General features: G+C 62.1%; 12 protein-coding genes, 1 tRNA gene and 1 pseudogene. 6 read left to right on the forward strand and 8 right to left on the reverse strand.

The window, feature by feature from the left end; translation table 11 throughout:
- Nucleotides 1-8 precede the first annotated feature (8 nt).
- Both JJE66_RS35585 and JJE66_RS35590 read right to left on the reverse strand, forming a co-directional pair.
- Nucleotides 9-1811: an AMP-binding protein gene (locus tag JJE66_RS35585; RefSeq protein WP_200520462.1), complete on the reverse strand. Its 1803-nt coding sequence runs from the start codon at nucleotides 1809-1811 to the stop codon at nucleotides 9-11.
- A 129-nt stretch (nucleotides 1812-1940) separates the two neighbouring features.
- Nucleotides 1941-3140: an ABC transporter substrate-binding protein gene (locus JJE66_RS35590; RefSeq protein ID WP_200520463.1), complete on the reverse strand. Its 1200-nt coding sequence runs from the start codon at nucleotides 3138-3140 to the stop codon at nucleotides 1941-1943.
- A 586-nt stretch (nucleotides 3141-3726) separates the two neighbouring features.
- Between JJE66_RS35590 and JJE66_RS35595 the strand changes: the two genes are divergently transcribed.
- Both JJE66_RS35595 and JJE66_RS35600 read left to right on the forward strand, forming a co-directional pair.
- Entirely contained in the window at nucleotides 3727-4176 is a 450-nt protein-coding gene (locus tag JJE66_RS35595) for a MarR family winged helix-turn-helix transcriptional regulator (protein ID WP_200520464.1), read from the forward strand.
- Nucleotides 4177-4352: 176 nt separating this feature from the next.
- Nucleotides 4353-4634, forward strand: coding sequence for a hypothetical protein (locus tag JJE66_RS35600; protein ID WP_200520465.1), 282 nt, complete (start codon nucleotides 4353-4355; stop codon nucleotides 4632-4634).
- Nucleotides 4635-4855: 221 nt separating this feature from the next.
- Here JJE66_RS35600 and JJE66_RS35605 read toward each other — a convergent pair whose 3' ends face one another.
- From JJE66_RS35605 to JJE66_RS35620, 4 genes are all read right to left on the reverse strand, one after another.
- Nucleotides 4856-5266: a hypothetical protein gene (locus JJE66_RS35605; RefSeq protein ID WP_200520466.1), complete on the reverse strand. Its 411-nt coding sequence runs from the start codon at nucleotides 5264-5266 to the stop codon at nucleotides 4856-4858.
- Between the two features lie 228 nt (nucleotides 5267-5494).
- Nucleotides 5495-5935, reverse strand: a complete 441-nt coding sequence (locus tag JJE66_RS35610) for a hypothetical protein (protein WP_200520467.1) — start codon at nucleotides 5933-5935, stop codon at nucleotides 5495-5497.
- Between the two features lie 304 nt (nucleotides 5936-6239).
- A tRNA-Leu gene (locus tag JJE66_RS35615) sits at nucleotides 6240-6324 on the reverse strand.
- A 186-nt stretch (nucleotides 6325-6510) separates the two neighbouring features.
- Nucleotides 6511-6753, reverse strand: coding sequence for a FliM/FliN family flagellar motor switch protein (locus JJE66_RS35620; protein WP_035714832.1), 243 nt, complete (start codon nucleotides 6751-6753; stop codon nucleotides 6511-6513).
- A gap of 82 nt (nucleotides 6754-6835) precedes the next feature.
- Here JJE66_RS35620 and lipB point away from each other — a divergent pair, with 82 nt between their 5' ends.
- Both lipB and JJE66_RS35630 read left to right on the forward strand, forming a co-directional pair.
- The gene (gene lipB / locus JJE66_RS35625; protein WP_200520468.1) at nucleotides 6836-7585 is read left to right on the forward strand and encodes a lipoyl(octanoyl) transferase LipB; all 750 of its coding nucleotides are present in this window, start codon (nucleotides 6836-6838) and stop codon (nucleotides 7583-7585) included.
- Between the two features lie 193 nt (nucleotides 7586-7778).
- Complete coding sequence (locus tag JJE66_RS35630; RefSeq protein WP_200520469.1) at nucleotides 7779-8492, forward strand: DNA helicase; 714 nt, start codon at nucleotides 7779-7781, stop codon at nucleotides 8490-8492.
- A 60-nt stretch (nucleotides 8493-8552) separates the two neighbouring features.
- Here the strand turns inward: JJE66_RS35630 and JJE66_RS35635 are convergent, their stop codons facing one another.
- Nucleotides 8553-8975, reverse strand: coding sequence for a 4-oxalocrotonate tautomerase family protein (locus JJE66_RS35635; RefSeq protein ID WP_200520470.1), 423 nt, complete (start codon nucleotides 8973-8975; stop codon nucleotides 8553-8555).
- Nucleotides 8976-9088: 113 nt separating this feature from the next.
- Here JJE66_RS35635 and JJE66_RS35640 point away from each other — a divergent pair, with 113 nt between their 5' ends.
- Entirely contained in the window at nucleotides 9089-9943 is an 855-nt protein-coding gene (locus JJE66_RS35640; RefSeq protein ID WP_200520471.1) for a LysR substrate-binding domain-containing protein, read from the forward strand.
- A 4-nt stretch (nucleotides 9944-9947) separates the two neighbouring features.
- On the opposite strand, the pseudogene JJE66_RS35645 reads toward JJE66_RS35640, so the two are convergent.
- Nucleotides 9948-10157 (reverse strand): annotated as a pseudogene (locus tag JJE66_RS35645) (DUF1731 domain-containing protein); the annotation flags it as partial.
- A gap of 140 nt (nucleotides 10158-10297) precedes the next feature.
- On the opposite strand from JJE66_RS35645, the gene JJE66_RS35650 reads away from it, so the two are divergent.
- Nucleotides 10298-11818: a PAS domain-containing sensor histidine kinase gene (locus JJE66_RS35650; RefSeq protein ID WP_200520472.1), complete on the forward strand. Its 1521-nt coding sequence runs from the start codon at nucleotides 10298-10300 to the stop codon at nucleotides 11816-11818.
- The last annotated feature ends 3 nt before the right edge of the window (nucleotides 11819-11821 follow it).

Below are 11821 nucleotides of genomic sequence, written 5' to 3' on the forward strand. Positions count from 1 at the left end.
ACTCGCCGTCACACCAAGACCACATCGCGGCACGGTTCGTTGGCGTAGAGGCGCTCAACCTGTTCGGAGCGAACTTTCAGCACGGCACGTTGGTTGACATAGGCCTTGTCGGTGATTTCTCCCGCGGCCATTGATGGCGGATCCTTCAGCAGCGAGAACGAACAGATCCTTTCGCTGCTCCCGACCGTCTCGTTATACTCCTGAAAACGATCCTTCAGGAACTGAATCACGCCAGGATCGCAGGTCAAATCGCCGGCTTGGCCGCTCGAGATTCTTGCCGCCTCGCTCGGATTCAGCCAGCAGAGCAGCGCGCACGCCTCGCGGTTTTCGCCCGCAACGACGATATCGAGCAGGACGCCGCGGGTCGCGGCCAGGATTGCCGCGCGCATATTGCCGATCGCCACCCAGGTGCCGTTCGAGAGCTTGAAATTCTCGGAGATTCTGCCGGTAAAGCGAAGACCCCGCTCCGGCTTCTGCGGGTCCAGAAACGAGACGGTATCGCCGATGCGATAGAAGCCCTCTTCATCGAAAGCCTTTTCCGTCAACTCCGGTTGGCCGAGATAACCGGGCGTGACGTTGGGTCCCTTGACCCTGACCTCGTAAGTATCGGTGACGGGAATCAGCTTGAGCTGAAGTCCCGGCGCGGGAAGGCCAATCTCCCCCGGCTGATCCGTAGCCCAGTGGGTCGTACTGATCGTCGGGGCGGTTTCGGTCGTGCCGTAGCCTGACATGACAGGAATTGACCGGCCCGTGATCGACGATGTCAGCCGGTAGAGTTTTTCAAGCGTGCCTTGCGAAATTGCAGCGCCGGCGTAGCTCAAACGATCCATCCGCTTGAACACGCTGGCCCCGAGGTCGTGGTCCTTCTCGACCGCGTCGCATAAGAGATTGTAGCCCGCAGGCACGTTGAACATCGCGGTCGGCGAAATCTCCCTGAGATTGGCAATGGTCTTGTGAAAGAGCTGCGGCAACGGCCGGCCGTTGTCGATATAGAGCGTTCCGCCATTCTTCAGAATGCCGTGAAGGATGACGTTGCTGCCCATCGTATGGTGCCAGGGCAGCCATTCAACCTGCACCGGGGCAGCCGGAGGTGATACGAGCAGGCTCCCCATTTGCAGGGAGCTTGCCATCATCCGGTGGGTATTGAGCACCCCTTTGGGAAAGCCGGTCGAGCCGGAAGTGAAGAGGATCTTGGCGACTGCGTCGCAAGGCACCTCGCGCGAGGCGCGCGCGAATCCCTCGCTCCCGGTCCGATCGGTCAGAACCTTGAAAGGCACCGTGTCCGGCGCACCATCGACGCTGGTCCAGGTCGCGGCGGCCAGTTCGGGAATGGCGCGACCGGCGGAAAAGTCGCGACCGCTCTGGACGAACACGAAACTCGGGCGCAGCACTTGGGCGATGTCCTTGAGCCGTGCCAGTCCGCCGGGCATCAGCGTGTAGTTTGGCGAGATCGGCGCCAGAACGACCCCGATCGACATCGCCGCAAACGAGATCACCGCGTTCTCGATGGAGTTTCCCGACAGGACCGCGAGCTTGTCGGCCGGCTTTGCGCCCATGTCGATCAGGCTTTGGCCGACCGCCTGAACCTGCGTCCACGCATCTCCATAGGTGATCTCGTCCCATTCGCCCTTCGCGTTGCGCTGCGCGAGGAAAATCCGGTCCGGGACGGCTTCGGCCCAGCGTGGCAGAAAATCCGTGATGCGCCAATCGCACGGTTCCCACGCGAGAGGCGAACTCAAGATGAGCGTGCCGTCTGCCCGGCGCTCGATGGAAACCTCTCGTGGTGCAAACGTCAGTGCCGTCGTCGACATCGAAAATGATCTCCCGAATTGCTGAAGGCCGCACGCGGTGCATTCCTGTGGTGCCCCTGGGCGGCTCGCCGACACAGAGCAAGCACGGACGCAGCTCGCGCCGCGTCCGCTCCTCTGGCTGTCACGAACTCACTCGGACCTGGCGTCCAACACCTCGCTGAAGGCTTCCCAGGTCGAGCCGGTCCACCGCTGCAGCCGCATCTGCGTCCAGATCATGTTCTCGGTTTCGCTGGTGTTCACCCTGATCCCGGGCAACGCGGTCGGGACGACGAAATCCCTGAGGTTCTTGGCCTGTGCCAGAACGTTCTTGCGCGACAGATCATTGCTGCATTGTTTCAGGATCTGCTCGAGCAGGATGCCTTGCTGATAGCCGGTGAGATAGCTGCCGTTGGTGATATCGACGCCGGGCAGGTACTTGTCGAGAAACGCCCGATAGGTCTGCATGGCGGGATCGTCCTTCCAGGTCGGATCCACGACGTCCTTGTTGATGGTCCCGACGATCACGCCCACTGATTTCTCGAGGCCAGCCGGCGCGAGCGTGCCGCCGACCGAACCGGACGGAAAGTTGATGATCACCGTCGCCTTCCAGCCGATCACAGAAGCTTGCCGGATCGCCTGCGCGGCGAATTTCGGCGTTCCCGCGATCATCAGGGCCTCGGCACCGGAGCTTTTCAGAGTTGTGATCTGCGAATCGACGGTCGGCTCCGTGACCTCATAGGACGCGCTGACGACCTTTCGATCGTAGTCCTTGCCGAGAAACGCTTTGAAGGCATTGACGTAGTCTTTGCCGAGATCGTCGTTCTGATAAAGGATCGCGTACTTTGCGTTCGGCAGCGCCTTGGTCAAATACTTGGCGTAGATCTTTCCTTCAGTGTCGTAGCTGACGAGGCCCGTCGTCGTCAGCGGGTAGCTCGCGACGTCAGTGAACTTCGACGAACCGCTGATGATGGCGATGCTGGGCACCCCTTTCGCCCGCAGGTATTTTGCCGTGGCCGAAAGGCCGGGCGTGCCGAGCTGGCCGAACATGAACGCCACTTCATCGCTCTCGACGAGCTTGCGGACGTGCTCCACCGCTTTCGGAGGACTGTAGGCGTCGTCATAGGCGATGTAGTTAATCTTGCGGCCGTTGATACCACCGCGGTCATTTATCGATTGAATGTAGGCGATAAGGCCCTTGCCTACGAGACCGATCGAGGACGCAGGTCCGCTGAATGGATATACCCCGCCGATCTTGATCTCGGTCGCGGTCACTCCTTGCTCGTCGGCTGCGAACGCCGGACTGCTCAAAAGCAAAGCCAGAGCCGCAAGACTCTTCCATTTCGCCAACATGGCTCGTCCTCCCTGATGCGCACCCATCCGGGCACGTCGTTGTGTTTTGTTGCGTCGCCCGGCTGCTCGCCCAGCACCGTGCCGTGCGAACTGCGCGCCTCGCCGCCCAAATCTGATTGGCCGGCGCGGTGAGCCCTGCGGCCGTTGAGCTCGGCCGTCTTGCAGCGAAAAGCTACCGTTCTTTTTTAGAACTAGTCAAGCGATTAGATGGTCGTTCGTTGACGGCGCCACCGAGCCGACGGGTTCGATGAGAAGTGGCATGTTTGGCTTGGGGCGCGAAAATCACTAGGGCAGAGCATCTTCAGCCGGGAACGCCGCGTCGGAGAAGCAGGTTGCGCCGCCCGCATCATCTTAATTCTATTATTGAACCTGTCTGGTCCTGGCCCGCTGCGAAAGCGGGACGCGAGCGATCACGAGCCGAAGGAAGAACGTGTCCAGGAAGGACGTCGGGCGAACGTGCACGACAGGCGGTCCAGACCAGTTCAGCGCCTGCTCCGGGAGCCAGTGCCTGCTGGGGGCCATCGGTCTCGACCGGCCTCAAATCGGCAGTCCGCTGAGTTATCTCTTGACCTTGGGGCCGATGACCATGGCGCGGCTCCCCAAGCTGATGTCGACGGATCGTGCGACCACGGGGTATAACCTGAGGCCGCTCGTGCGCGACAGTTTCGTTGAGATTTCGGTCGGCGAGAATGACCGCCGGGAGCGCATCGTCAGCGTCACAAAGCAGGGACATAAGACGGATGCCTGCGCGCTGGCCGCATGGCGACGCGCGCAGACAGCCTTTGAAGACACTATGGGCGAACGGGAAGCCGCCGATATGCGTGATCTGATGGACCGGATCGTTGACGTCCCTCTTCCCGCCTCCAGTCCATCACGTGAGCCAGTGTGCCGTTCCAGGATCGAGCGCGCACCGCCTCGAGGCCGCAGCATTGGAAGCGCTAAAGAAATCCTTGAGAAACTGCAGAGCTGTCGCAGCCAAGCCGATCAAGAGAAAATGATCGCCATCTTCTTCTTCGACTTCGCTAGCTCACGATGATTTTTGGCTCTCTCCACTGTCTCACAATACTCCAAGCTTTATCTACCTTCACTAGGTTGAGTGCCGAACGCGGTGGTCAAATAAATTAACGCGGCGCTATCTCCTGAGTCATTGCTATCGATTTCGCAGTCGCCAACGCAGAAGCTGATGCCAACGCACTGTGTTTTGCACTGAGAATGATCGGCGAGGAAGCGCGCGCCTTGAACGCGCTAAATTTTCAGTTTGGAGAAAACGTCATGCCGCGGCGTCCGGCAAAGGTTACACAAGCCGACCTAGCTCGCGCGATCCGAGCCGCCAAGGAAGCCGGCGCGAGCGCGGTCAGCGTCGATGCAGACGGTGTTATTCGGATTGCGCTGACGTCGAGCGCCCCTCCAACCAAACCCACTGCAGGTGTCGACGAAATATGGGTTCCATCGGAGGCGTTGGAGCGTTACCTGAAACGCACCGAAAGCGGGTGAAAGACACCTTATGCAATTGATGCGGAGTCATCGCGTCGCTAGACTCCGGGCATTGGTCGACGGAGACAGCAATCCTTGGAACGGAAAAACGCGACCCCCGCGCTCCCGGGGATCGGCGCATGTACCTTTACTTTAACTATTCCGAGTCCGGTTCGCTGCGCTGGTACGTGAAAGTCAGCAGCAAAGGCCGAAGGATCGGGATTGCGGAGGAATACGGAACGTCAGCGTTCGACGCTGCCTATGAAGCAGGCGTTACAGCGTTGGGGGGAGTCATTCGCATGCGTCGTGGCAAAGGCATAGCGAAACCGGACCAGCCGGAACGTCGCTATTTGCATGTCGACGTAAGCCAACGTGGTCAAGTGCGGTACTACGTGCAATTGCGAAACAAGCTGCCGAAGATCCGGATCAAGGCCGAGTACGGCACTAGTGAGTTCGGCGCCGAAGTTGATGCCGCGGTTGCCGGCCAGATCGCGCTGTACGGCAACGACGGCGATTTCATCAACGCACAGAAGCAGCGCAACGAGGCGCGCCCTGCTCTGCCGGAGACACCGGCACGCGCTGGTACGCTGCGCTGGTACTGGAACGGCTACAAGCAAAGTGATCACTGGCTCGGCAACCTCAGTATCGGTCACGAGGGGCTTGCGGAGTCCACGCGGCTCCAGCGCATCGGACTAATCGAGTCACTGCTACCCGAGAATGGCGAGAAGCCGTTTGCGGTGCTGACGCGCAAGGTGATCAAAGCGGAGATGAAGGCGCGTACCCCATCGCAGGCGGGCAATTTGCTATCGGCGGTTCGGGGCATGATCCGTTGGATGATCGACGAGAGGCATATCGACGAAGACGACGATCCAACGATCGGACTAAAGTCCGGCAAGGCAAAGGCGAGCCGTGAGACCGGCGGTTTTGTGCCCTGGACCGAGGACGACATGGCCCGCTATCGGGCGAAGTGGCCGTTGGGTACCGAAGCACGGCTGATGTTCGACATCCTGCACTACACGTTCCTGCGGCTTGGAGATGCCCACCGTTTCGGGCCGCCCCACCTGCGCCAGATCGTGCGAAAGATGGCTGTGCAGATTGCCGCTGAGAAAAGTCAGGGCAATACAACCGTCACGGTGCCTGTCCATCCGGAGTTCGCTGCGAGCCTGAGGGCGGCTCGCGCGGCGAACATCACCGGCGCTGAGGTATTCACCGGCAAGGTCGTCCGCGGCCGTGTCCTGCCGATGAACAAGAAGGCGTGGGCGGCCAAGTTCAAAAAATATGCGGTTCTCGCGGGCGTCAACGAACCGAAGAAGAGCTGCCATGGCGTTCGAAAGGCCTGGGCTGAACTCGCCGCTTACGCCGACTGCACTGAGAGTCAGATGATGGCCATGTTCGGCTGGACCGCCCCCAAAATGCCCGCACACTACATCGCGCAGGCGAATCGAGAGAGGCTCGGGATCAGCGGGATGGAGAAGATCGTCACCTTCGATCAGGGCCAGTCACTGGACGACGACCTGGCAACGCCGCAGGTGAACAGCGCGCGAACGCCACACCGGAACGGAGTGGTAACTTTCCGGGTAACGTCCGAGAAAAAGTCTAATTATTTCAATGTGAAATGTGGGTTTGTGGTGCGCTCGGAGGGACTCGAACCCCCACGATTTTACTCACTGCCACCTCAAGGCAGCGCGTCTACCAATTCCGCCACGAGCGCTTTTGGGGATGCCGGCTTGAGGCCTAGGAGGCCGGCCGGATCAACGGCGCCGATCTAACAAATCCATCAGAGGGGTACAAGCCTGCAATGGCCCCGAATTCCACAAGCTTGACAGGAAAGTTCCGGCCCGCTCCCCCGGGATCGGCCTCTGCCCCGTGCCCAGGCCTCTGCCCCGTGCCCAGGCCGCTACCGCGTGCCTGCCGTGCGCGGCAGCATCTGCTTGACCTCGACGGCGATCCGGTTGCGGTCGACCAGCACCACGCCGGAGGCCACCGGCAGATTGTTGGCGAGAACCTTGACCTCGTCGGCCTCGGTTGCGTCCAGCTCGATGATGGCGCCGCGGGAAAGACGTAATACTTGATGGATCGGCATGGTGGTCGTCCCGAGGACGACCATGAGATCCACGGTGACTTTATCGAGAGTAGGCACTGTCAGCACCACCGCAACTAGAGACTCGCGCCAAAGGACTTGGCATTTGCGCCGACGATCATCACCACGTTATGGTTAGGCAATGGTTAATTCACCGCAAAACCTCCGCCAAGATCGGCGTCAAGACCTCGATTTGACGTCGTTTTCCGCCCCTGGCGGCGAGCCGGTCGAATGGCGGATTTCGGACGCGCCGGTGCCTTATCCGGGAGCCATCACCGCCATGGAGGCCCGCGTCGCCGCGATCGCGGCAGGCGAGGCCCCGGAGCTCGTGTGGCTGCTCGAACATCCTCCGCTGTACACTTCCGGCACCTCGGGCAAGGATTCCGACCTGCTCGATCCCCGATTCCCGACCTTTGCCACCGGGCGCGGCGGACAGCTCACCTATCACGGCCCCGGACAGCGGGTGGCCTACATCATGCTCGACCTCAAGCGCCGCCGCCCGGACGTGCGGGCCTATGTCGCAAGCCTCGAGGAACTGATTCTGAAGACGCTCGCCGCCTTCAACATCCGCGGCGAGCGGCGCGAGGACCGGGTCGGCGTCTGGGTGAAGCGCCCGGACAAGGGCGAGGGGCACGAGGACAAGATCGCGGCGATCGGCGTCAGGCTGAAGCGGTGGGTCTCGTTCCACGGAATCGCCATCAACGTCGAGCCGGAGCTTTCGCATTTCGCCGGCATCGTGCCCTGCGGCGTCGCCGACTCCCGATACGGAGTCACTTCGCTGGTGGACCTCGGCCAGCTCGTCACTATGGCCGATGTCGACATCGCGCTCCGACAGGCGTTTGAGGAGCTGTTCGGGCCGACCAAAGCACTGGTGCCGGAAGCGGCGGCTTAGGCTGTTGGAAAGCTGACCGCGCTTGTTCTCTGCCGTTGTGGAATCGGCTACGTTTGTTTCCGGTGCCGCCCACGCCTCCCCCCTCCGCCGGGAAAGCAGACCTCATGCCGGGCGATGAGATCATCGGACCGACTGTTCGAGCGCCAAGCATAAGGAGGGGTTGCGATCATGCTCGCAATGGGAGGTTCTCACGATGAGACTGTCTGCACCCATCTATCATCTGAAGCGTAAAGCAAAACGCCTGTCCCGCGAGGAAGGCATCCCGCTCCACGACGCACTGGACCGCGTCGCCACGGCCGAAGGCTTTTCCGCCTGGAGCATGCTCGCAGCGAAAGCCGCCGCACTGACGCCAGCCAATAAGCTGTTCCCGCAATTCAAGCCGGGCGACGTGGTGCTGGTCGGGGCACGCCCCGGTCAGGGCAAGACTTTGATGAGCCTCGAACTCGCCGTGGAGGCGATGAAGTCGGGCCATCGTGCCGCGTTCTTCTCGCTTGAATACACCGAGAGAGACGTGCTGGACCGCTTGCGGGCGACCGGCGTGGACCCGGCGCGAGTCGCCGATATGTTCGAGGTCGACTGCTCCGACGCGATCAGCGCCGATTACGTCGTCAAGCAGATGGCCGCGTCCCCTCGCGGCACGGTCGTGGTGATCGACTATCTGCAACTGCTCGACCAGCGGCGCGAGAACCCCGATTTGACCATTCAAGTGCGCGCGCTGAAGTCGTTCGCGCGCGACAAGGGACTGATCGTCGTCTTCATCTCGCAAATTGATCGGTCGTATGATCCCTCCGTCAAGCCCTGCCCCGATCTCGACGATGTCCGATTGCCGAACCCATTGGACCTGAAGCTGTTCGACAAGACGTGCTTCCTGAACAAGTCCGAGGTTCAGTTCCGCGCGGCAGGCTGACAATCCGTGCTGCAACGTGGTCAAGCCGCGGGTGAGATTGCTCACCCGCGGCCCGCAGTCTCACGCCGCAGCTAGCGACACCTCGAGCTTTCCGGCGATGTAGCGCCGTTCCTGGGTCAGGCCGCCGAAGCCATAGGCATCGCCCTTGACCTCGTCGACATGCAGATAGGTCTCGGGATGCAGCGGGCCCAAAATCTCGGCCATGCGCTTGAACATGGCAGCGAGATAGGCCGCCTTCTCGTCCTTGGTGTTGGTGCCCTCGGTGACATGGATGTCGATCCAGTAGCTCGCGAGCTTTTGCTCGGCGAGCGACCGGCCGCCGGCGAACCAGTCGCCGGCGTCGACCGATTTCACGATGATGGCGGTGACCTTGGGATCCTTGTGCAGAATCCTGGCGGTGAGTTCGGACACGGCGTTGGCGATGTCGGCCTTCAGCGACGGCGGCTGGCGAGGCGTGGTGTAGGACACAGTGATCAGGGGCATTGTCGTTCTCCTCAGAATGTCGCGCGGGGTTCGTGCGGCGTTGAGCAGAAGCTAGACCTCCCACCGTCATTTTGGTATCTTATCTATGTAGATAGCAGTGATAACGATACGTAATGACAGCCACACTCGATATCGCCACCGTCCAGGCCTTCCTGCTGGTCGCCGACCTCCAGAGCTTTACCCGTGCCGCCGAGGTGCTTGGCACGACGCAGGCCGCCGTCAGCCTCAAGCTGCAACGGCTGGAGATGCTGCTGGGCAAACGCCTCGTCGAACGCTCGCCGCGCGCGGTCCGGCTCACCACCGAAGGTGCAGCGTTCCTCGATCGCGCCCGTGCGCTGATCGCGGCGCATGATCGCGCGCTATCTGGTGAGATACCGGCCGCGCAATCGCTTTCGCTCGGCATTTCCGACCACGCCGCTGGCCCCGAACTGGTGCCGCTGCTCGAACGCCTGCACGCGATTTCGGCAAATCTCACCCTCGCCGTCACCATCGGCTTCTCGCGCGAGATGCAGGATGCCTACGACGCGGGCGAGCTGGATGCAGTGATCGTCCGCCAGGAAGGCAGTCGGCGCGGCGGCGAGAAGCTGACCGAGGACGAGTTCGGCTGGTTCGCGTCGCGACGCTTCACACTGCCCAAGGGCGAAGCACTGCCGCTCGCGACGCTCGCCCCGCCCTGCGGCGTCCGCGCCATTGCCGTGCGCGCGCTCGACAAAGCCGGCATCACCTGGCGCGAGCGCTTTGTTGGCGGCGGCGTCACGGCGGTGGTCGCAGCCGCGCGCGCCGGACTTGCGATCGCGCCGCTGGCCTGGCGGATCGCACCGCCCGGGTTGGTCGACATCGGGCCTGCGCACAAGCTGCCAAAGCTCGGTAGCTCCAAGGTGATGCTGCATTCGAAGGTTAGCGATCCGGCCAAGCTTGCGGCGCTGCGCGCGGTGGCGGCGACGTTTCGAAGTGTAGCCGCCACCTGAAATCTCACAAGATCGCCTCGAACGCGCTGCGCAGCGTCTCGTGGCGGAACACAAAGCCACGGCTCAGCGCATTGTTCGGCAGCACGCGCTGACCGACGAGCAACAGCTTATCGGCGAAGCCGCCACCTATCCGGCGCAGCAGACCGCCGGGAATGCGGAACCCCGCGGGCCGGTGCAGGCGGCGGCCGAGCTCCTCGGTGAACTTTGCGTTTGACGAAGATGACCGTCTGTCAAGCCGTTCCTGCATTCTGCCTCCGGCCCTGTATACCGTCCAGCTTGGTTGCCTAAGAATCCTTCATCCGGCGGAACCAACGGGACCTTCGAGCGTTTGCTCCGGTCCAGGCGGGGTTCGGAATGGTTCAAAAGTCTAGTCAACAGAGAGACTTGTTCGAAAGTGAACGCAGTTTCCGGCTGTTGGTTGAAGGGGTTGCCGACTACGCCCTCTACATGCTCGACCCCGCCGGCATCATCACCAGCTGGAATAGCGGCGGCGAGCGCATCAAGGGCTATTCCTCCGCAGAGATCGTCGGCCAGCACTTTTCGCGCTTCTACACCGAGGTGGACCGGGCCAACGGCAAGCCCGCCCGGGCGCTTGGCATTGCCCGGGACAAGGGCCGCTACGAGGAGGAAGGCTGGCGCGTCCGCAAGGACGGCACCTTCTTCTGGGCAAGCGTCGTGATCGACCCGATCTTCGAGCACGGCCAGCTCATCGGCTTTGCCAAGATCACGCGCGATATCACCGAGCGGCGCGACACGCAGCTCAAGCTCGAAGCGATGCAGAAGCAACTCGCCGAGTCCCAGAAATTCGACGCGCTCGGCCAGCTCACGGGCGGGGTCGCCCACGACTTTAACAACCTCCTGATGATCATCAGCGGCAGCCTCCACATCCTAAAGAGGGGCGCGATCGACGACGCCAAGCTCCAGCGCGCGATTTCCGCGATCGAAACCGCGACCAAGCGCGGCGCGGCGCTGACGGGGCAGCTCCTGACCTTCGCGCGGCGGCAGAGCGTCAATCCTCAGGCGATCGATTTCGCTGAGCGTATCGCTTCGATCCGCGAGGTGCTTGAAGCCGGCGTCGGCAGCTCCGTGCGCCTCGCCTTCGACATCGATCGCGATGTCTGGCCGATCACGACCGACGCTTCCGAACTCGAGACGGCCCTGCTCAATCTCGTCATCAACGCCCGCGATGCGATGCCCGATGGCGGCACGGTGACGATCAGCGCACGCAACGTCGTGCTGAACGAGACGCTGCTGACTGGCGAGTTCGTCGCGATCGACATCGCCGACACCGGGCTTGGTATCCCCTCCGACGTCGTCGACAAGATTTTCGAGCCGTTCTTCACGACCAAGCCGATCGGCAAAGGCACGGGTCTCGGCCTGTCGCAGGTGCATGGCTTCGCGCATCAGGCCGGCGGCACCGTGAGGGTCGCAAGCGAGCTCGGCAAGGGCACGACCTTCACCATTCTGCTGCCGCGCGGAGAGGATGCGCCGGTGCGCGAGGCAACGGAAGCACGGTCGCTCCGCGGCAGCGGCACGGTGCTGCTGGTCGAGGACAATCCGGAAGTCGCCATTGTCAGCATCGGCCTTCTGGAACAGCTCGGCTACCATGTTCGCCGCGTTCCCGACGCCGAGTCCGCACTGCGCGAACTCGAGCACAACGGCGTCGACTTCGTCTTCTCCGACATCGTGATGCCCGGCAAGATGGACGGGCTCACCCTCGCCCATCGTTTGCGCCAGATCCGCCCCGACCTGCCGATCCTGCTCGCCACAGGCTACAGCGAAGCCGCGGCCGGCGTCCGCGGCGACTTCCCGATCCTGCGCAAACCGTACGAAATCCACGAGCTCAGCGAGGCGATCGCGAAGCTGCCGCGGTGAATA

This window comes from Bradyrhizobium diazoefficiens (assembly GCF_016612535.1).
Lineage (GTDB): Bacteria > Pseudomonadota > Alphaproteobacteria > Rhizobiales > Xanthobacteraceae > Bradyrhizobium > Bradyrhizobium diazoefficiens_C.

Bases quoted from the DNA above. Each gene is read 5' to 3' on its own strand.
- JJE66_RS35585 (WP_200520462.1), bottom strand. From the start codon at position 1,811: ATGTCGACGACGGCACTGACGTTTGCACCACGAGAGGTTTCCATCGAG.
- JJE66_RS35590 (WP_200520463.1), bottom strand. From the start codon at position 3,140: ATGTTGGCGAAATGGAAGAGTCTTGCGGCTCTGGCTTTGCTTTTGAGC.
- JJE66_RS35595 (WP_200520464.1), top strand. From the start codon at position 3,727: ATGGCGCGGCTCCCCAAGCTGATGTCGACGGATCGTGCGACCACGGGG.
- JJE66_RS35600 (WP_200520465.1), top strand. From the start codon at position 4,353: ATGATCGGCGAGGAAGCGCGCGCCTTGAACGCGCTAAATTTTCAGTTT.
- JJE66_RS35610 (WP_200520467.1), bottom strand. From the start codon at position 5,935: ATGGCAGCTCTTCTTCGGTTCGTTGACGCCCGCGAGAACCGCATATTT.
- lipB (WP_200520468.1), top strand. From the start codon at position 6,836: ATGGTTAATTCACCGCAAAACCTCCGCCAAGATCGGCGTCAAGACCTC.
- JJE66_RS35630 (WP_200520469.1), top strand. From the start codon at position 7,779: ATGAGACTGTCTGCACCCATCTATCATCTGAAGCGTAAAGCAAAACGC.
- JJE66_RS35635 (WP_200520470.1), bottom strand. From the start codon at position 8,975: ATGCCCCTGATCACTGTGTCCTACACCACGCCTCGCCAGCCGCCGTCG.
- JJE66_RS35640 (WP_200520471.1), top strand. From the start codon at position 9,089: ATGACAGCCACACTCGATATCGCCACCGTCCAGGCCTTCCTGCTGGTC.
- JJE66_RS35650 (WP_200520472.1), top strand. From the start codon at position 10,298: ATGGTTCAAAAGTCTAGTCAACAGAGAGACTTGTTCGAAAGTGAACGC.